Below are 16731 nucleotides of genomic sequence, written 5' to 3'. Positions count from 1 at the left end.
TGCCGCAAATCGAAAACTCTGCTACCAGGCTACCAGGCATTGTTAGAGTTCAAATCATCACACAAGTTGGGTTGGTTTTCACGGCTTAGGCGGGCCCTCATCACCGCCCCGCATTCCTGAGAGGTAACCCTGGAATACATCCCATCTACCCGACCGAGTGCGAGTAACCATAATTGCTGAACCTAACAGCCTTCCTGACTGCTCCATTGTCCATTTGCACGGAGTAGGAACGACGGATATTTGGAACGAAGTTGTTCAACTAGAACTATAACCGCAGGACGGTAAATATTCAATATGCCTACAAAGTTCCCGCGCAGGGTTGGGCCCTGCGCGGGCCTTTAGAGTACCCTACCTCACAGCAAATACCCAGAGTACGCCGCCCATCGGGACATTCTGGGTCAGCTTGGCTACCGGGCCGGCCCATAGCGGTATAGCCCCGCCGAAGCCCGAGTAAACCGCAATGTACTGAGTGCCTCCAACTTCGTAACTCATGGGTACCCCAATGACGCCTGAGTTGGTGGTGAAGCTCCATAGCTTCCTGCCGCTACGGGCATCGAAAGCATGGAAGCCTCGGTCATCCAAGGTGCCGGTAAAGACCAGACCTCCGGCTGTAGTAAGAACGCCGCCCCAGAGTGGAGCCCTGAACTTTTGTTCCCAGACGATGCGACCAGTGGCCGGATTGACTGCGCGAAGTGCGCCCACGTGGTTAAGGCCCGGTACCACGTTCATTTCAAACTCGGCGCCCACAAAGGCTTCACCTGCCGTGTACTGCACTTGGGCACCGCGGATGTCCATGCACCAGTCGTTGGAGGGGATATAGACCAGTCCGGTCTGGGGCGAGTAGGCAGCAGGATTCCAGTTTTTCCCACCCAGGAAGCTTGGGCAGGCGTTAACGGTCTTGCCAATGTCGGGACGATGCTCAGGGTTCCAAACGGGCCGCCCGTTGCGGTCTATGCTCTTATATATGTTGGCGTAGGCATACTTGAAGGCGTTGACAAAGCGTAGGCCGCCCCCGGTACGGTCTAGGTTATAAAGGTAACCGTTGCGGTGCGCAGAAATCAGGGTGGGACGGTTGTTGAGGGTAATGAGGATCTGCTCGTTGACCCCGTCGTAGTCCCAAGCATCGTTGGGGCTGTATTGGAACGAGGACTTGATGCGCCCGGTGTCGGGGTCAAAGCCCAGCACCGAGACGGTCCACCTTAGATCGTGCTTGTCTGGATCACGAGCCGCGTCCATCCAGGGCGACGGGTTGGAAGTGCCCCAGAAGAGGGTGTTGGTGCGGGGGTCGTAGCTGCCGGTGAGCCAGGTCGAGGCGCCACCGTTCTTCCAGCTATCCCCGGGCCAGCTATCGTCGGCGGCGGTGGTGTAGGTTTTCCAGAGCTGCTTGCCGGTGTTGGGATCGTAGGCCGCCAGGAAACCACGCACACCAAACTCGCCCCCGTGGACGCCGGTGATTACCTTACCCTTGGCCACGACCGGGGGGGAGGTGATGGTGTGGCGGGTTTTGTAGTCCTCCACAGTCACATCCCAGACGATCTTGCCTGTGCGCGCATCGAAGGCTATCAGGTGAGCGTCGAGAGTGCCCATGAAGACCTTATCGCCATACAGGGCCACCCCCCGGTTGACCACGTCGCAGCAGGTTACCACATCGTTGGGCAGCTGACGCTCGTACTTCCAGATGAGCTGGCCAGTGCGGGCGTTGAGGGCGTAGAGCTTGTTGTACGGCGCGGTGATATACATGAAGTTGCCGTTGACGATAGGAGGGGCCTCGTGCCCCTGAGTAACCCCGGTAGAGAAAGCCCATACCGGCACTAGGCGGGAGACGTTGGAGGTGTTAATCTTATTTAGAGGGCTATAACCCCAGTTGTCGTATGTACGCCGCCACATCAGCCAGTTGCCAGGCTCCGGGTTGAGGAGCCTGGCATCGGTAACCGGCTGATACTGTGCTTGAGCTGACAAACCCAAGAGAATCAAACCAACAAACAAGCTAGACAGCCTCATTTTGCCTCCTCCTGTAGAGACACGTGGTTTTATTTCTATATGTTTGTAGGTTATGAGTCCAGTGTGATGCTGTCGACCGTTTACAACTGAGGTGCTCACCTCCCTTCTCAATCGGCCCCGACTTTTCCGATGAACCCGCCCGCTGCGACCAGGTTTTGACCCTGCAGCTTGAGCGGCAGGAGGGCCAAGGGTCGCTTGGCTTGTCCTCCCAGCACCTTAGCCCCGGCGGTGGGGTCATATACTGCGCCGTGGCAAGTGCAAACCAATTTTCCTTTGCGGCTGCCCACCTCACCCAGCTGACTTATAGGACAACCCTGATGGGTACAGATGGCTGAGTAGGCTACAAAACCGCCAGCGGCAAATTTTGCGGTGTTTTTGTCAAGCATCTTGGGTTCCAGGCGCACCAGCACAATCAGAGTCTTGGGGTCCTTTTTAACGGTCTGGGTGTTGGGGTCCATCGGGAAAGCGTTTAGGGCCTTGTTGAGGCCCACCTGGTCGGCTAAGATCGGCTGGTCGGCCTTTTCACCGCCCGCATAGACCAACAGATCGCCGGCCACCACGCTTGGCAAGCTGCTTTGGGACAGTCCCCGGCCCAGCAAGATGCCCGTCCCCCCCCAAAACGCCGCACGCAGGGCTTCGCGTCGTCCTAAAAGGACAGCCTTGGCCGTATCTCTGGGCTTTTTCACGGCAGAACCCTCCTTTTTGATTACGAAGATCAGCATGCCCAGACTTGGGAGTTTCGTCAAGAAAAAGAGGTTTTCGCAGATAGGTAGAATGGCCCGCTTTGCGGAATATTCGGAATTGGACAAAACTTTGACCTTCTCACGGGGGCGCGTATTAGGATCAGATTACCTGAATGTTCATAGTGAGGAGGTGCCTATGCGCTGGTGGATTGCCGGAATACTGGTGGCCATGCCTTTGGCTTGGGCCCAGGAAAAGTCGGTGCGGGTGGGACTGCAGGCCGGTGGGACGCTCTCCTGGGTAATCCTGGCCATCGAACGCTTTGGCCTGGTGAAGGAGCTGGGCCTCGAGGTGAGGGCCACCACCTACGCCAGCAAGGACGCCAACCGCCTGGCTTTGCGCTCGGGCGAGGTGCAGATCGTGGTGGACGACTTCGTGGAGGTGCAGCTCCTGCGCGACCGGGGTTTCCCGGTGCGGGCCATCTACCCCTACAGCCTGCTCACCGGGGGGGTGGCGGTGCCGGTGAAGAGCCCCATCCAAAGCCTGGCCGACCTGAAGGGCCGCAGCCTGGGTACTACCAGCCTGACCGACAAGACCTTTTTGCTGCTGCGGGCCCTGTGCATCCGCAAGCACGGCTTCGATCCTTTGAAGGATAGCAAGGTGAGTGCGGTAGGCTCGCCGCTGATGGCCGAACTGATCGAGCGGGGACAGCTCGAGGCCGCCCTTCCCCTCTGGCACCACCTAGCTCGCATGCAGGCCACCGGACAGTACCGCGAGCTTTTGAGCTCGGCCGCCATTCTGCGTGAGCTGGGCCTGCCCACCGACGTGCCGCTGCTGTTTATCATCGCCCGGGAGGATACCGACCCCGAGGCCCTGCGGCGCTTTTTGCGGACGGTGCAGCTTGCCTCCGAGCGTATGAAGCAGGATAGCGGCATCTGGGAGGCCATCCTGGAGGCCCGGCTCTACGCCCTACCCGACAAGAGCCAGCTCCCGGCTTTGCGCAAGCGCTGGGAGAGCGGCATCCCTCAGCGCTGGGATGTTAGCTCGATCGTCTCGCTCAGGCTTCTTGTGGAGCGGCTGCTGGCGGTGGCCGGCCCGGAGATCGTGGGGATCGAACGCTTCGACCCTCGAGCCTTCAGTACCCAGTTCGCCGCAGCGGTGAGGTGAGGGTTTTTGCCGGTGATCCAAGCTGCTCATGCCCACCCCTGGCTGTACCGGGGGGTCTCCTTTGCCTCGATTATCCTGGCCTGGCTCGGGCTTTCGGTCTGGCTGGGCCCCAAGCTCATGCCGGGGCCGCTGGAGACCTGGGCCTTCCTAGGGCGCGAGCTTGAGCGGGGGGTGCTTTTGTACCAGGTGGGCATCACCCTGCAACGGGTTTTGCTGGCGTTTTTGCTGTCCATGGCGGCAGGTCTGCTGCTCGGCTTCTGGTCGGGCCGCTCGGCCAGGGCTGAGCAGCTCCTGGAAGGCTGGGTGGCCCTGGGTCTGGCCATCCCCCGCATCCTGCCCATCGTGGTGGCCTATGTTTTGCTCGGACTCAACGAGCTGGCTGCAGTGCTATCGGTTTTCCTGATCGTCCTCCCCACGGTGGTGGTCCAGGTACGGGAGGGTGTGCGCACCTTGGAGCCCAGGCTCTTCCAGATGAGCCGGGTGTTTCGCAAGGGCCGCCTCGAGGTGGCCTACTTCGTGGCCTGGCCCCAGATGGCCCCATTCGTTTGGGGCACCGCCCGCGCCACTTTGTCGCTATGCTGGAAGATGATCGTCTTCGCCGAACTCCTGGGCCGCACCAGCGGGGTGGGTTACCAGATCGCCTTCTACTTCCAGATGTTTGAGATGCGCGGCATCCTGGCCTACGGTCTGGCGATCACCGTTGCGCTGGTGGCCTTGGACGCTCTGCTGGCCTTTGGGGCGCGGCAGGCCGGGCGCTGGCGGGGGCGGGAGGCGCTGGCATGACCCGGGTGGTGGCAGAGGGCTTGTCCAAAAGCTTTTTTCGCGGCCCGGAGGAAAAGAAGGTGCTCGAGGGGATAAGCTTTCGGCTCGAGCCGGGCCAGTTTCTGGCCATACTGGGTCCTTCGGGCTGCGGGAAGACCACCCTGCTCCACGTTCTAGCCGGGCTGGAGGATGGCCGGGGTCGGCTCAGCCTCGAGCCCGTGCCCAAGCTGGGCTACGTCTTCCAGGAGCCCCGCCTGCTGCCCTGGCTCACCCTGGAGCGTAACCTGGCCTTCGTTCTGCCCAGGCCCGACGGGGCCAGGGTGCAGGCTTGGCTGGAGCGGGTGGGGCTGCGGGGCTTTGGCCGCTACTATCCCCACCAGGTCTCGCTAGGCATGCAGCAGCGGGCTGCGGTGGCAAGGGCCTTGTTGATTGAGCCCACCTTGCTCCTGCTGGACGAGCCCTTTTCAAGCCTGGACGAACTCACTGCCCAGCAGATGCGCACCGAGCTGCAGGGCTGGCTGGCCCAGACCGCGGCCACGGTGGTTCTGGTCACCCACAACCCGCTGGAGGCCGCCTACTTGGCCGACCGTGTCTTGCTACTGAGCCGCTCCCCTACCCGGGTGCTGTCCGAGCTGGAGGTACCTTTCCCGCGCCCGCGCACCCTGGAGGCACCGGAGCTATGGCGGTTTGCCCGTGGCCTGGTGCGTCGCTTGGAGGCTGGGGTATGAAAAGGCTCGTCTCAGCCCTGCTATTTTTGCTGCTCGTTGTAGTTGCGGTTTGGTGGGCTCGGGACTGGCTTCTGGCGTATGGGGCCAGGGGGCTGGCCCACCTGGGTTTTACCCTGATGCGCTGGCTGCCCCCAATGCTTCTGGGTTCCATGCTGGGTTATGGGCTCGGATGGGCCATGCGTCGCTGGGGGGGCCTCGAGGCCTGGCTCACCCCCTGGCTCCTCAGCCTGCTGGCCCTGCCTTGGCTCCTGATCATACCGGCGGTGAACATCATCCCTTACCTGGGGCTTGACGAGCGGGTGCTGTTTATTTTGGTCTCGCTGGTGCAGGGCGTGTTTTTAGCTTCAGCCCTGGGCCGGCACAAACTGCCCGAAGCAACCCGGGCGGCCCAGGTGCGGCGGGGGTTTCGGCTGGGGCTATTGGTGGTGCTAGTGGGCGAGCTTTTCTCCCGAAAGACCGGGCTGGGGGCGGAGTTTCGTTTCTATACGCTTTACTTTAGCCCCGAGAACCTACTCTTCTTTGTCACCCTGACTCTGTTCACCTGGGGTCTTCAGGAGCTGCTGGCAAGGCTTTTTGTGCGGGTTGCGCTAGGGCCGAGGCCACGGCCCGCTTCAGGGTAGTGCGCCCCTTCCAGACGCCCACGGCAAGCTGCGCCGCCCCTAACTGCCGGATCGGTTGCCAGGGCAGGGGGGGCAGGACGGGACGCAGGGCCTCGAGGGTGAGCACCCCCGTCACCTCACCCCGACGCAGGGCGAGTCCGCCCTCGTGTGCATCGTCCAGGTAGGCTGCACGGTAGCCCCTGGCCTCGAGCCACTCGGTCAGAACTAGCCGGTCGGCGCCCCAGAAAGGGGCCAGCAGCCCCACCCTGGGCCCCTCGCCCAGTAGTCCCCAACGGCTTTCCTGGTAGGGGAGCGGGGTGAGCAGCTGGGTGGTCTCCCTCTCCAGGAGAATTCCCCCTACCAGAAGGTCGCAGGACTCGGGCCTGAGGCCCCAGTCTACCGGATCCTGGCCCAGCCCCCAGCCGGCCTGGAGGTTGAACTGGGCCTCCACGCCCAACGCTCGGGCGATGCGCCGGGCCAGCTCGGCCTCCTGGCCTCTACCCCCGCGCTCGATAAGGGGAGGGAGGTTTGGCGGGTGGCAGACCTTCACCACCCCGGCCTGCCGCACCTGGGCCAGGGAGAGGTCGGGGGGGAGCTCCCGAGCCACCAGCAGCAAAGCCAACCCCACCAGCACGGTCAGTAGGCTGCCTCGGTAGGGGCTCTGCCAGAAGCGCTTCATCGCCGGTTGAACTCGTAGTAGGCCCAGCCCACCAGGACGGCCGCGCTGATTCCCAGGATCAGCCAGCCGGTGAGCGGGTCGAACTGCTGAAAGCCGATGCTCACCCCCCGCAACACATCGATGGCGTAGGTCAGAGGGTTGATGTGCACCAGGAAGACCAACCAGGGAGGGAAGATCTGCTGCTGCTGTTCCACCGTGAGGGAGGGATCCAGGGGAAAGATGGAGCTGGCCAGGAAGTAGACCGGCAGGATCAGGGTGTTGGCGAATACCCCAAAACCCTCAAAGCTGCTCATCCTCGAGGCGATGACCAGCCCCAGTGCGGTAAAGGCCAAGGCGATGAGCAGCATGGGCCCCAGGCAGGCCCAGAAAACCCCCCATGGCATGGGCACGTCCACAAAGGGGGCCAGGAGCAGAACCAAAAGGCCCTGTAGCAAGGCCAGGGTGACCCCGCCCAAGAGCTTGCCCAGGAAGACCGCCGGTCTGGCTGCCGGTGAGGCGAAGACCTCGCGGAAGAAGCCGAGCTCGCGGTCGTAGATGAGCGAGACCGCCGACTGCACCGCCGGGTACATGATGTTGAGCACCGCTACGGCAGGAAAGATGAACTGTACATAGGTAAAGGGCACCAGGAAGCTGGTCTCGCGCAGCCCGGTGCGGAAAAAGGGGGAGAGGCCCACCCCGAAGATGAGCACCCACAGCAACGGCCGGCTAAAGGCCCCTATAAGTTGCCCCGACTCCCGCAGGCTGCGCTTGAGCTCTCGAGCCCAGACCGCGTAAAGCACCATAAGGAAGTAGCTCATGCAAACCCCCTGATTGCTTTCACCAGCTAACGCCGATCCGCTGCGTCTCGTCTAGCGGGTATGTTCTCCCCCCCGAGCGGCATAGGCTGAAAGCGCCTCGCGATCCCCCGCCCCCTCGTCCCGCAGGGCCCGGCCGGTGAGCTTCAGGAAGACGGCCTCCAGGCTGGGGTAGCGCACCTCGAGGTGCCGCACCGCTCCGCCGTAGTTGGGCATGAACTGGGCCAGAAAGGCTTGGGGCTCCTCGATCTCCAGGGTCAGGCGCAAACCCTCCCGCTGCCCCCCCTGCTCCCGCGCCAGCCGCTCGGCCAACTCGGCATGGGAAAGCTCGAGCACGACCCGGGCCACCCCATGGCGCCGTCGCAGCTCGTCAGGGCTACCCTCCTCTAAAAGCCGTCCCCGGTCGAGGATGGCCACCCGGTCGGCCTCCTGGGCCTCTTCGAGCTGGTGGGTGGTGAGGAGCAGACTCACACCCTCGGCCTGAAGGGCCCGCAGGTAGTCCCAGATGCGTCTGCGGCTCTGCACGTCCAGCCCGGTGGTGGGCTCGTCCAGCACCAGCAGGCGAGGCCGGTGCAGGATGGCCCGGCCGATCTCCAGCCGCCGCTTCATCCCCCGCGAGAGGGCCCGTACCGGGGCTTGGGCCCACTCGGAGAGTTCGACCAGCTCCAACACCTCACGGATACGCGTACCGTGGCGCAGGCCCATCCCGTAGATCAGCGCATGGAAGGCCAGATTTTCGTGGACCGTAAGCCGCTCATCGAGGCTCGGCTCCTGGAAGACCAGGCCCAGCCTTTTCCGCACTTGCCGGGGCTGCTGCCGCACCGAGTGGCCCATCACAAAAGCCTCTCCCGCTTGCGGCGCCAGCAGCGTAGCCAGAATGCCGACCAGGGTGCTTTTGCCCGCCCCGTTGGGGCCCAATAGGGCGAAGAAGCCAGACGGAACCTCGAGGTTCACCCCGTCGAGGGCAAGGGTTTCGCCGTAGCGAAAGCTCAGGCTGCGGGTTTGTATGAGGGGTTCAGCGGCCATCTCTGTCGCTCTCGGACTGCGGCCTTTGCTCGTTGGGCGCGGTAGGTGTGAAGAAGGCGGTAGGCAGGTTTTCCTGCTGTATGAGCCGGGCCATACGACCGCTCTTCAGCAAACGCTCTATGGCCCGGTCGAGCTGGTCGCGCAGGGTTACGCGGTCGCGGGCCACCGCCGCAATGACATACCAGTCTGTGTTAGGCAGCCCCTCGAGGCTGCCCACTTTGAGGCCTTTCTGAGCCGGGTTCCTTTCCAGGGCGTAAAGGGCCGGAGCAAAGATGACCCCGTGCTTGAACTCACCCGAGAGGAGTTTGCGGGCCAGTACTGCGGAGTTGATGACGGGCGCCAGATTATAACGCCCCGGGAACTGGCGCAGAATCAGATTATAGGGCAGGCTGCGGCCCACGATTCCGATGGGTTCGTTCTTGGGCACCTGGTTCAGACCATCGGCCTGGCGGCTTACCAAGACGTAGCGCGACCTGTAGTAGGGCCTGGTGGCCAGCATCTGCTCGTCGGCGGGGTAGTCGAAGGCTGCGGTGGTGCTGCCCAGGAGGCCCATGTAAACGTCGCAGTAGCGAGCCAGGAGCACCTGGAACTCCCGCCGGGTCACGGGGATGGGTGGGGCGGAAAGGTTGGTCTGGGCCTCGCGGTGGATATAAAACCTGGCCGGGCGCCCCAGGGTGCGGGCCAGCTCCTGTGCTACCCGCTCCTCCAGCGGCCATAAGGGGTTTTGTTTGTCCAGGCAGAAGGTGAGCGCCCGATCAGTCTTTAGAAAACGATTGGGGAAGGGGTACTCTTGGGGTTGCGCCCAGGCCAGTCCGAACAACACCGCCCATCCCAGCGCGCGCATAAAACCTCCCTTAAGTGTTGGTTGCAGTATCTGCCAAGCGAGAGTGAGTTGTCAAGTTTGCCTAGGTTTCTGATATGAGCGGAATCGGGAAGAATGTGATTTCTTTTGGTTTGCATCGGAGCAGAGGCTTGCTATCCTTTGGCATATGGCAAACGAAAGCCTAGCCTTGCTGAGTGCCCTCGAGGCCGCCTGGGCCGAGGGCAAAGAGACTGCCCTGGCCACGGTGGTGCGGGTGATAGGCTCAGCCTACCGCCGTGAAGGGGCCAAGATGCTGGTGCGCGAAGATGGCGGCTCGGCTTGCATGATTTCCGGCGGTTGTCTGGAACAGGAGATGATCGAGATCGCCATGCAAATTCTGGCCAGGGGCCGCCCAGAGCGCACTATTTTCGACTACAACGAGGATAAAACCTGGTGGCCCGGGTGTGGCGGCACCGTGGAGGTCTGGGTGGAGCCGGTACAGCCCCAGGGGATGCTCTACCGCTGGCTACAGGAGAGCACCGAGTCCGAGCCCTCGGTGCTGGCGACGGTGCTGGCCGGTGGGGAAGGGCGCATCTGGCTGAGGCCCGATGGGAGCCTCGAGGGCCACATCTCCCCCCCAGAGCTACACGAGCAGGTGGTGCGGATAGCCCGGCAGATGCAGGGCGGTACTTCCCGCCCCACTACCCGCTACGTGCAGGAGGCCGAGGTGTTTTTTGACGTGAGCAGCCCCATCCCCGAACTGGTGTTGTTTGGCGCGGGTCACGACGCCAAACCCATGGCCAATCAGGCCCTGGTATTGGGGTTCAGGGTGACGGTAGTGGATGCCCGCCCCGAGCTATTGCAGGGTTTCGAGGGCTGCCAGACCATCCAGGCCGCCCACGACGAATACGCCCAGAAGGTGCACCTGACCCCTCGTCAGCACGTGATTGTGATGAACCACCACCTCGATATAGATCGTCAGGCCCTGCGCTTTGCCCTGGAGTCGCCGGCTCGGTATGTGGGGATGCTGGGGCCGCGCAACCGCCTGGAAAAAATCCTCGAGGCCCTGCGAGCCGAGGGTTTTGTGCCCAGCCCGGAGCAGATGGCCCGCCTGCGCAACCCCATTGGTCTGGACATCGGGGCGGAGAGCCCGGAGGAGATTGCGGTGGCGGCCCTGGCCGAGATTGTGGCCCTGCAACGAGGCTTCGAGGGCGGCTTCCTGAACGATAAGAAAGCCGGCATTCACGAAGCGGCGGGAGCCACGGTGTTGGGCTGAAGCTGCCTGGGCCGAACCTTGACGCGCCAGAGTTTCCCGCCTAAGATTGAGTTTGCGGTTTTGGGGTTTGTCCTCACCGACGCAGGGTGGAGCAGTCTGGTAGCTCGTCGGGCTCATAACCCGAAGGTCACAGGTTCAAATCCTGTCCCTGCAACCAAATTACGCGCCGCTCGCGGCGCCCCTGGCTATGTAGCTCAGCTGGTTAGAGCACACGACTCATAATCGTGGTGTCGGCGGTTCAAGTCCGCCCATAGCCACCAAGTCCAGGACGAAGAAAACCGGGGTAAAAAGCCCCGGTTCTTCGTTTTTACGGTGATTTTACGGGTCTATGCAAGCGATCCGGGCGTTTTGTTGTATAGAGCGCTTTTCACAAAACTCGAGCCTTCCGGGATTATGCATCAGTTGTCCTGGATAGAACACTGGTTGCCTTGACGGGCGGCCACGTCTGTGGAGAGCGCTATAAGGAAAGCCCAAAACCAATAGTCAAAAACCTGTGCGAAAAAACCAGTACGGACATTCTACCGAGGACTCGCGCAGTCTATTCGCACAGGCGTGTTTTGCGGTAGATTTGGGGCTATGAGTTCGACCTACGACCAGATTCAGCAGACGGTAAGCTACATTCGTTCAGAGACCGACTTTGTGCCGGAGGTGGGCATTGTGCTGGGTTCGGGCCTGGGGCCCCTGGGCGACGAGATTGAGGTGGTGGCCAGTTTTCCCTATAGCGCATTGCCCAATTTTCCTCAGTCCACCGCGCCGGGGCACGAGGGGAAGCTCATTTTAGGGCGGCTCGAGGGCAAAAACGTACTGGCCTACAAGGGCCGGGTACACTGCTACGAGGGCTACACCCCAGCTCAAGCGGCTTTCCCTCAGCGGGTTGGGTTTTTCCTGGGGGCCAAAACTTTCTTCATCACCTCGGCGGCGGGGGGGCTCAACCCGGCCTGGAACGCCGGGGAGCTAATGCTGCACAGCGACTACATCAACTATGCCCCGCTCTCGCCCCTCACCGGGCCCAACGATGAACGTTTGGGGCCGCGTTTCCCGGTAACCTTCGATGCCTACGACCCAAAGCTGCGCGGCCTGGCCCAGAAAGTTGCCCGGGCGCAGGACTTTCACCTGCGAGAGGGGGTATACGCCTGGTGGCCGGGGCCGCAGTTTGCCAGCCGGGCCGAGCTCAGGCTGCTGCGTACCCTGGGGGCCGATGCCATCGGGATGTCTACCGTGCCGGAAGTAATTGCCCTGCGGCATCTGGGGGCGCGGGTGCTGGGCCTTTCGACCATTACCGATATGGCCGTGCCCGAGCGGGACCACCACGCCACCGAGCAGGAGGTGCTGGCCACGGCGGCCCGCACCGGGGCCCTGTTCCGACAGTTTGTGCGGGGCATCCTGGCGGCTTTGTAGCCTGGGCAGCAAAGCATGAGCCTTCCCAGTGTTCTGGAGCGCATTGAAAAAGCCTGCCGTCGGTCGGGGCGCGACCCCCAGACGGTGCGGCTGGTGGCTGTGACCAAGGAGCACCCGGTGGCCGAGATCCGGGAGCGGGTACTGCGATATGGCCGGTTTCCCCTGGGCGAGTCGCGCATTCAGGAGGCTTTGCCCAAGATGGATGAACTCGAGGCCGAGTGGCACTTCATCGGCCCGCTCCAGCGCAACAAGGCCAAGTTCGCGGTGCGCTTCGAGCTGATTCACTCCATTGACTCGGTTCGGCTGGCCGAGACGGTAGCCCGCAAGGCCGTGGAAAACGGCAAGGTGCAGCGGGTGCTGCTCGAGCTCAACCTGGGCCGAGAGCCTCAGAAGCACGGCTTTCTGGAGGAGGAGCTGCCCGAAGCGCTCGCTCAGATACGGGCGATGGGGGGGTTGCAGGTAGAGGGCCTGATGACCGTGGCCCCCTACACCGAAGACCCCGAGACGGTGCGGCCCATTTTTGCAAAGCTCTCGAGGCTGGCCGACCTGTACCGGCTACCCGAACGAAGCATGGGCATGTCGGGCGATTTCGAAGTTGCGGTGGAGGAGGGCGCGACCCTGGTGCGGGTGGGGCGGGCCGTCTTTGAGCCAGATTTCTAAACTTTAGGAGCGATTGGGTTTTGTACGCCGTTCTCGGTATTTTTGTGCAGGCTGTAGTAGTCTAAAGCCGTGGACCAGCGCATGACGGGTGAGTTTCGGATGAGCGAACGGGGCGACCTCACACCTCTGGACATTCGCTATCAGGAGTTTCGGCTGGGGCTTCGGGGCTACTCAGTAGCCGAGGTGCGCGAGTACCTGGGCCGGGTGGCCGATGTGCAGACCGCCCTGATTGAGGAAAACGAGCGCCTGAGAAGCTATATCCGCGACCTCGAGGCCGAACTGGCCAAGTCCAAAGAAGGCGAAGCCGAACTCAAGCGGGCGGTGGTGGCGGCCGAGCGCATTGCCCGCGAGATCAAGGCCCAGGCCGAGCGCGAGGCCGAACTGATCAAGCGCGAGACCGAGTCCGAGCGGCAAGCGGCCTTGCAAGAGCTAATCGAGCAGATGAAGCGCATCAAGGCCGATATTGAACAGGTTCGCAACGAACGCGATCTGTTTGTGGGTCAGTTCCGCGCCTTGCTCGAGGGATATCTGAACTCGCTGGATCGTTTCAAGCGTTAGGAACGGGATTCCTTGAGGCGGGCTGCGCCAGTATCCGAGCAATGTGCTGCCAGCAGGTTGTTTGAACTCTGGCTACCAGAGGACGCCTCAAAAAAACACATGGGGCTTAAGCCTTTGACTATCGCACACCCAAGCGCGCCAACACCGCCAACCAGCTTTCGCGCTGCCAGTAGGTCTCCTTGAACCGACCCCGCACGGCAAACCCACTGGCCCGGAAGCCCAGGTGTTCGGCCAGGATAAGGGCCCTCGGCAGGTGCGGTTCGTCGGTGACGATAATCACTCTGGACTTGCCAACTATGGGCGCGATGTTGGTCAAATTCTCCCAGGTGCGGCGGCTTTCTTGTTCACAATAGAGAACCGAACGTGGGATGCCCCTGGCTTGCAGATAGCGGCAGCCCACCTCGCCCTCGCTATAGCGGTCGCCGGGGCGACGGCCTCCGGTGACGGCAATGCGCGGCGCATAACCCTGGCGGTACAGGCGCAGGGCTGCCTCGAGGCGGTTTCTAAAAATCACCGAGGGCTCGCCGTTGTACTGTGCGGCCCCCAGCACCACGATCCAGTCGGCTTTTTGCAGCGGACTGGAGGCGGCTTTGGGGCTGAAGAAAAGCAGCCCCAGAAAGAGCAACCCAAGCGTCCACCACCGCATATACAAATTCTACCCCCGCCGTTGCAATAGTGCTTGCAACAACTCCCCAGGGTACTCGAAACGGGGGTGCAAAGTCGAGTTGTGCGGCGTGGCCAGAAACCACACCGGCAGGTTTATGGCACGAGCTGCTTGCAAATCCCCCTCCGAGTCGCCGATGTAGAGGGCCTCGTGGGGTTTCAGGTCAAAGTGGGCCAGGGCTCGTTGCAACAGGGCCGGGCTGGGTTTGGGTGGGGCATCCTCGCGGGTGAGTACCAGGGCAAAGCGCAGACCGTGCTTTTGCAAAGCAAGCTCGGTGGCGGCCCGGTGGTTGTTGGTGAGGAGCGCGGTGATCAGCCCTACAGTATTCAGTTCGCCCAGCAAGTGCACCATGCCTTCACGTACTTCGGAACTGGCCGACAAAGCCTGCTCGTACTGCAATAATTGGTGATGCAAGATAGCTTGTTCATCCGGTGGGCGCCTGGCAATGCCATCCAGGATGAGAAGGTCGGGCTCGAGGCCGTGACTTTTTTTGAACTCTGCCCAGGGATTGACCGCCCTTGGCTTCAGTACCGTGTCGTCCAAATCAAAGAAAACGGCCTTCAAGGCGTCCACACCCCAAAGCGTACCTGGAAACCTCAGGGTGGGTTGTAGCCTCTTGTGACTTTTATCATCTTCTGCTGACAAAACCGGTGCTATACTGACTGCAAGTTGAGACTGCGAGCCGCGCTCCCTGAAGCCCAAAACGGCGGATGGAGCGGGTTTGTCTTTTTGCTCAACTTGGGTGATTGATTAGTGGAGAAAATCTTCGGACGCACCAACGGTCTCAAGCCTAGCGAAAAGAAGCGCCTTGCTAATCTGTATAACCGCCGTGTGGGGGCCAACCGGCTTGTCTCGGCTGAACTGGCCCGCACCCTGGCGGCTCTGTCAGAAGAATTGGAAAAGCCTATCAGCCTGCTGTTTGACCGGGGAGGGCGGGTGATCCGGGTAGCGGTGGGGGATGCCAAGGAACTGCCCGTACCCGAGTCGGCCCTGGTGGAAACCCGTCTGTCCGGGTATCGCGTGCTGCACACCCATCTGGGTAGTGGCGGGCTTTCGCGGCCCGACCTTTCGATGCTTTTTTTGCACCGGCTGGATGCGATGGCGGCCCTGGAGGTGGCAGGGGGCCACCCCAGCAAGCTACACCTGGCCCAGCTTTCGCCCCCCAAAGCCGATGAGGAAGACTGGCAGATTCTGCCCTCCAGGCCCTATCACGAATACCTGGATTGGGATGTGAGTGCTGCGGTGGGTGCATTGGAAGAAGAGCTGTCGCGCCAGGCTCGAGGGCTAGACCTGCGGGACGGTTCGGGCGAACGAGCGGTGCTAATAGGGCTCGACCAGGGCGAGGGGGTGCAGGCCGAGGTAGACCTGGCCGAACTGGCCGAGTTAGCCCGTACCGCCGGCGCCATCGTGGCCCACAAGGAACTGGTGTTCCGCCCCAGCCTGGACCCACGCTATGCGATTGGCCGTGGCAAGGTGGAGGAACTGGTCTCCCAGGCCTACCACCAGAATGCGGGCACCCTGATTTTTGGCATCGAACTGAGCGCGGCGCAGGCCCGCGAGCTGGAGGCCATTACCGGCCTCAAGGTGCTGGATCGCACGCAGCTTATCCTGGACATCTTCGCCCAGCACGCCCGCACCCCCGAGGCCAAGGTACAGGTGGAGCTGGCCCAGCTCAAGTATCTGCTACCCCGGCTGGTGGGCAAGGGGAAGGAGCTGTCCCGTCTGGGGGGCGGTATCGGCACCCGGGGGCCGGGGGAGACCAAGCTGGAGGTGGATCGGCGCCGTTTGCAAGACCGTATCGCCGAGCTTACCCGCAAGCTGCACGAAATTGCCAGCAGGCGCCAGGAAACCCGCCGCCAACGTGATAAATCGGGTCTGCCCATGGTGGGGGTGGTGGGCTATACCAACGCGGGTAAAACCACGCTGATGCAAGCCCTGGCCAAAAAGGGCGAGGAGGGCGAGAACAAACTGTTTGCTACCCTGCGCCCGCTGACCCGCCGGGGCTTTCTTCCGGGTATTGGAGAGGTGCTGTACACCGATACTGTGGGGTTCATCCGCCATATGCCCAGCGACCTGCTGGAGGCCTTCCGCTCGACCTTAGAGGAGCTGCGTGATGCCGATGTGCTGCTGCACGTGCTGGATGCTTCGCAGGAGGGGGCTCTGGAGCGCTATCAGGTGGTGGAGGATTTGCTAGCCGACCTGGGCGTGGAGGCCAGGCGCCTCCTGGTGCTTTCCAAGGCCGATAAAGCAGGTGGCTACGACCTCGAGTTCCTCAAGGAGCGCCTGGGGGGCTTGCCCATTTCAGCCGTCAAGGGCTCCGGACTCCGGGAACTCAAGGAAGCGCTGGCCGGTACCCTGGTGGCCCAGGGGGTGCGTCCGGCGGCATGGGCCTATGTGCCCCCTGAAGCGACGGCAACCGTAGCGGCTTCAACTGACTGATCTCTGTCCTCAACGAACTACGTTTGCTTTGACGCTGCGCGGATTCGAGTAGACTTGCATTTGCAGGATGGAGTTTGCGGCACTGAGATTGGCATCAAAAGGTCTGAAAACCCTTTAATCCGGTGGCCTCGCTCCACTGCACGTCCAGGTGTTCGACTCGAGACCCCCTGGGCCCCTGCCGCAGGTGGTGGATGAGCTGCTCGAGGTCGGTCTTTTCACCTTCCGCCACCACTTCAACCCGCCCATCGGGCAGGTTCTCGGCGTAGCCCGAGAGGCCAAGCTCAAAAGCTTTCTTGCGGGTGAAATAACGGTAGCCCACCCCCTGCACCTGTCCACTGACCAACACGGTTATTCGCAGCACGACTCCAATCTACACCAGCGCCAGGTGCAAACCGGCCCTTGTGGCGCGGGAAGGAATGGGTAACTGCTCAGAGTGCGCAGGTGATTGGTCTTGAGCGTGAAGTTTGCTCCGGGAAGCTTCGTATCGGTGCGGTTCG

Annotated in this window: 18 protein-coding genes and 2 tRNA genes; 11 read left to right on the top strand and 9 right to left on the bottom strand. The window is 62.1% G+C overall.

Going from position 1 to position 16731, the window contains the following annotated elements; translation table 11 throughout:
* Positions 1-348 precede the first annotated feature (348 nt).
* On the bottom strand, positions 349-1959 hold the full coding sequence (locus J3L12_RS05135) for a PQQ-dependent dehydrogenase, methanol/ethanol family (protein WP_243454947.1): 1611 nt from the start codon (positions 1957-1959) through the stop codon (positions 349-351).
* A gap of 149 nt (positions 1960-2108) precedes the next feature.
* Positions 2109-2687 (bottom strand): Rieske (2Fe-2S) protein, encoded by a 579-nt coding sequence (locus tag J3L12_RS17065; RefSeq protein WP_208013959.1) that lies wholly within the window; start codon positions 2685-2687, stop codon positions 2109-2111.
* A gap of 193 nt (positions 2688-2880) precedes the next feature.
* Between J3L12_RS17065 and J3L12_RS05125 the strand changes: the two genes are divergently transcribed.
* Genes J3L12_RS05125 through J3L12_RS05110 form a run of 4 tightly spaced genes read left to right on the top strand, consistent with a single transcriptional unit; the run spans position 2881 to position 5959 of the window.
* Complete coding sequence (locus J3L12_RS05125) at positions 2881-3849, top strand: ABC transporter substrate-binding protein (protein WP_243454946.1); 969 nt, start codon at positions 2881-2883, stop codon at positions 3847-3849.
* A gap of 12 nt (positions 3850-3861) precedes the next feature.
* Positions 3862-4632 carry an ABC transporter permease subunit gene (locus J3L12_RS05120; RefSeq protein WP_347708844.1) on the top strand — a complete coding sequence of 257 codons (771 nt, stop codon included), beginning with the start codon at positions 3862-3864 and terminating at the stop codon, positions 4630-4632.
* On the top strand, positions 4629-5339 hold the full coding sequence (locus J3L12_RS05115; RefSeq protein ID WP_208013958.1) for an ABC transporter ATP-binding protein: 711 nt from the start codon (positions 4629-4631) through the stop codon (positions 5337-5339). Before J3L12_RS05120 ends, J3L12_RS05115 begins: the two co-directional genes overlap by 4 nt.
* Complete coding sequence (locus J3L12_RS05110; protein WP_208013957.1) at positions 5336-5959, top strand: hypothetical protein; 624 nt, start codon at positions 5336-5338, stop codon at positions 5957-5959. Before J3L12_RS05115 ends, J3L12_RS05110 begins: the two co-directional genes overlap by 4 nt.
* Here the strand turns inward: J3L12_RS05110 and J3L12_RS05105 are convergent.
* Genes J3L12_RS05105 through J3L12_RS05090 form a run of 4 tightly spaced genes read right to left on the bottom strand, consistent with a single transcriptional unit; the run spans position 5877 to position 9281 of the window.
* A complete protein-coding gene (locus tag J3L12_RS05105) occupies positions 5877-6617 on the bottom strand; it encodes a hypothetical protein (protein WP_208013956.1) in 741 nt (246 codons plus the stop codon). The genes J3L12_RS05110 and J3L12_RS05105 overlap by 83 nt on opposite strands.
* Complete coding sequence (locus J3L12_RS05100) at positions 6614-7414, bottom strand: ABC transporter permease (RefSeq protein ID WP_208013955.1); 801 nt, start codon at positions 7412-7414, stop codon at positions 6614-6616. The genes J3L12_RS05105 and J3L12_RS05100 overlap by 4 nt, the downstream gene beginning before the upstream one ends.
* Before the next feature lie 51 nt (positions 7415-7465).
* Positions 7466-8437: an ABC transporter ATP-binding protein gene (locus J3L12_RS05095; protein ID WP_208013954.1), complete on the bottom strand. Its 972-nt coding sequence runs from the start codon at positions 8435-8437 to the stop codon at positions 7466-7468.
* Positions 8427-9281 carry a transporter substrate-binding domain-containing protein gene (locus tag J3L12_RS05090; protein WP_208013953.1) on the bottom strand — a complete coding sequence of 285 codons (855 nt, stop codon included), beginning with the start codon at positions 9279-9281 and terminating at the stop codon, positions 8427-8429. Before J3L12_RS05090 ends, J3L12_RS05095 begins: the two co-directional genes overlap by 11 nt.
* A 145-nt stretch (positions 9282-9426) precedes the next feature.
* Between J3L12_RS05090 and J3L12_RS05085 the strand changes: the two genes are divergently transcribed.
* From J3L12_RS05085 to J3L12_RS05060, 6 genes are all read left to right on the top strand, one after another.
* A complete protein-coding gene (locus tag J3L12_RS05085; protein ID WP_208013952.1) occupies positions 9427-10515 on the top strand; it encodes an XdhC/CoxI family protein in 1089 nt (362 codons plus the stop codon).
* Between the two features lie 80 nt (positions 10516-10595).
* Positions 10596-10672 (top strand) — tRNA-Met (locus tag J3L12_RS05080).
* 26 nt (positions 10673-10698) lie between these two features.
* Positions 10699-10775: transfer RNA gene (locus tag J3L12_RS05075), tRNA-Met, on the top strand.
* A 316-nt stretch (positions 10776-11091) separates the two neighbouring features.
* The gene (locus J3L12_RS05070; RefSeq protein WP_208013951.1) at positions 11092-11913 is read left to right on the top strand and encodes a purine-nucleoside phosphorylase; all 822 of its coding nucleotides are present in this window, start codon (positions 11092-11094) and stop codon (positions 11911-11913) included.
* A gap of 15 nt (positions 11914-11928) precedes the next feature.
* The gene (locus J3L12_RS05065; RefSeq protein ID WP_208013950.1) at positions 11929-12573 is read left to right on the top strand and encodes a YggS family pyridoxal phosphate-dependent enzyme; all 645 of its coding nucleotides are present in this window, start codon (positions 11929-11931) and stop codon (positions 12571-12573) included.
* Between the two features lie 99 nt (positions 12574-12672).
* Positions 12673-13131 carry a DivIVA domain-containing protein gene (locus tag J3L12_RS05060; protein ID WP_208013983.1) on the top strand — a complete coding sequence of 153 codons (459 nt, stop codon included), beginning with the start codon at positions 12673-12675 and terminating at the stop codon, positions 13129-13131.
* Between the two features lie 118 nt (positions 13132-13249).
* Here J3L12_RS05060 and J3L12_RS05055 read toward each other — a convergent pair whose 3' ends face one another.
* Both J3L12_RS05055 and J3L12_RS05050 read right to left on the bottom strand, forming a co-directional pair.
* Positions 13250-13777 (bottom strand): YdcF family protein, encoded by a 528-nt coding sequence (locus J3L12_RS05055; RefSeq protein WP_208013949.1) that lies wholly within the window; start codon positions 13775-13777, stop codon positions 13250-13252.
* A 9-nt stretch (positions 13778-13786) separates the two neighbouring features.
* Positions 13787-14368, bottom strand: a complete 582-nt coding sequence (locus J3L12_RS05050; protein WP_208013948.1) for an HAD-IA family hydrolase — start codon at positions 14366-14368, stop codon at positions 13787-13789.
* A gap of 180 nt (positions 14369-14548) precedes the next feature.
* On the opposite strand from J3L12_RS05050, the gene hflX reads away from it, so the two are divergent.
* The gene (gene hflX, locus J3L12_RS05045; protein WP_208013947.1) at positions 14549-16234 is read left to right on the top strand and encodes a GTPase HflX; all 1686 of its coding nucleotides are present in this window, start codon (positions 14549-14551) and stop codon (positions 16232-16234) included.
* Between the two features lie 94 nt (positions 16235-16328).
* Here the strand turns inward: hflX and J3L12_RS05040 are convergent, their stop codons facing one another.
* Positions 16329-16595: an acylphosphatase gene (locus J3L12_RS05040; protein ID WP_208013946.1), complete on the bottom strand. Its 267-nt coding sequence runs from the start codon at positions 16593-16595 to the stop codon at positions 16329-16331.
* Positions 16596-16731 lie beyond the last annotated feature (136 nt).

It is taken from the genome of Meiothermus sp. CFH 77666 (assembly GCF_017497985.1).
GTDB lineage: Bacteria > Deinococcota > Deinococci > Deinococcales > Thermaceae > Meiothermus.
This window is presented reverse-complemented; position numbering and strand designations above follow the sequence as displayed.

What these genes read in the sequence shown, in the direction of transcription:
- J3L12_RS05125 (WP_243454946.1), top strand. Translation starts at nt 2,881, where the DNA reads ATGCGCTGGTGGATTGCCGGAATACTGGTGGCCATGCCTTTGGCTTGG.
- J3L12_RS05110 (WP_208013957.1), top strand. Translation starts at nt 5,336, where the DNA reads ATGAAAAGGCTCGTCTCAGCCCTGCTATTTTTGCTGCTCGTTGTAGTT.
- J3L12_RS05090 (WP_208013953.1), bottom strand. Translation starts at nt 9,281, where the DNA reads ATGCGCGCGCTGGGATGGGCGGTGTTGTTCGGACTGGCCTGGGCGCAA.
- J3L12_RS05085 (WP_208013952.1), top strand. Translation starts at nt 9,427, where the DNA reads ATGGCAAACGAAAGCCTAGCCTTGCTGAGTGCCCTCGAGGCCGCCTGG.
- J3L12_RS05055 (WP_208013949.1), bottom strand. Translation starts at nt 13,777, where the DNA reads ATGCGGTGGTGGACGCTTGGGTTGCTCTTTCTGGGGCTGCTTTTCTTC.
- J3L12_RS05095 (WP_208013954.1), bottom strand. Translation starts at nt 8,437, where the DNA reads ATGGCCGCTGAACCCCTCATACAAACCCGCAGCCTGAGCTTTCGCTAC.
- J3L12_RS05070 (WP_208013951.1), top strand. Translation starts at nt 11,092, where the DNA reads ATGAGTTCGACCTACGACCAGATTCAGCAGACGGTAAGCTACATTCGT.
- J3L12_RS05060 (WP_208013983.1), top strand. Translation starts at nt 12,673, where the DNA reads ATGAGCGAACGGGGCGACCTCACACCTCTGGACATTCGCTATCAGGAG.
- J3L12_RS05100 (WP_208013955.1), bottom strand. Translation starts at nt 7,414, where the DNA reads ATGAGCTACTTCCTTATGGTGCTTTACGCGGTCTGGGCTCGAGAGCTC.
- J3L12_RS05115 (WP_208013958.1), top strand. Translation starts at nt 4,629, where the DNA reads ATGACCCGGGTGGTGGCAGAGGGCTTGTCCAAAAGCTTTTTTCGCGGC.
- J3L12_RS05105 (WP_208013956.1), bottom strand. Translation starts at nt 6,617, where the DNA reads ATGAAGCGCTTCTGGCAGAGCCCCTACCGAGGCAGCCTACTGACCGTG.
- J3L12_RS05065 (WP_208013950.1), top strand. Translation starts at nt 11,929, where the DNA reads ATGAGCCTTCCCAGTGTTCTGGAGCGCATTGAAAAAGCCTGCCGTCGG.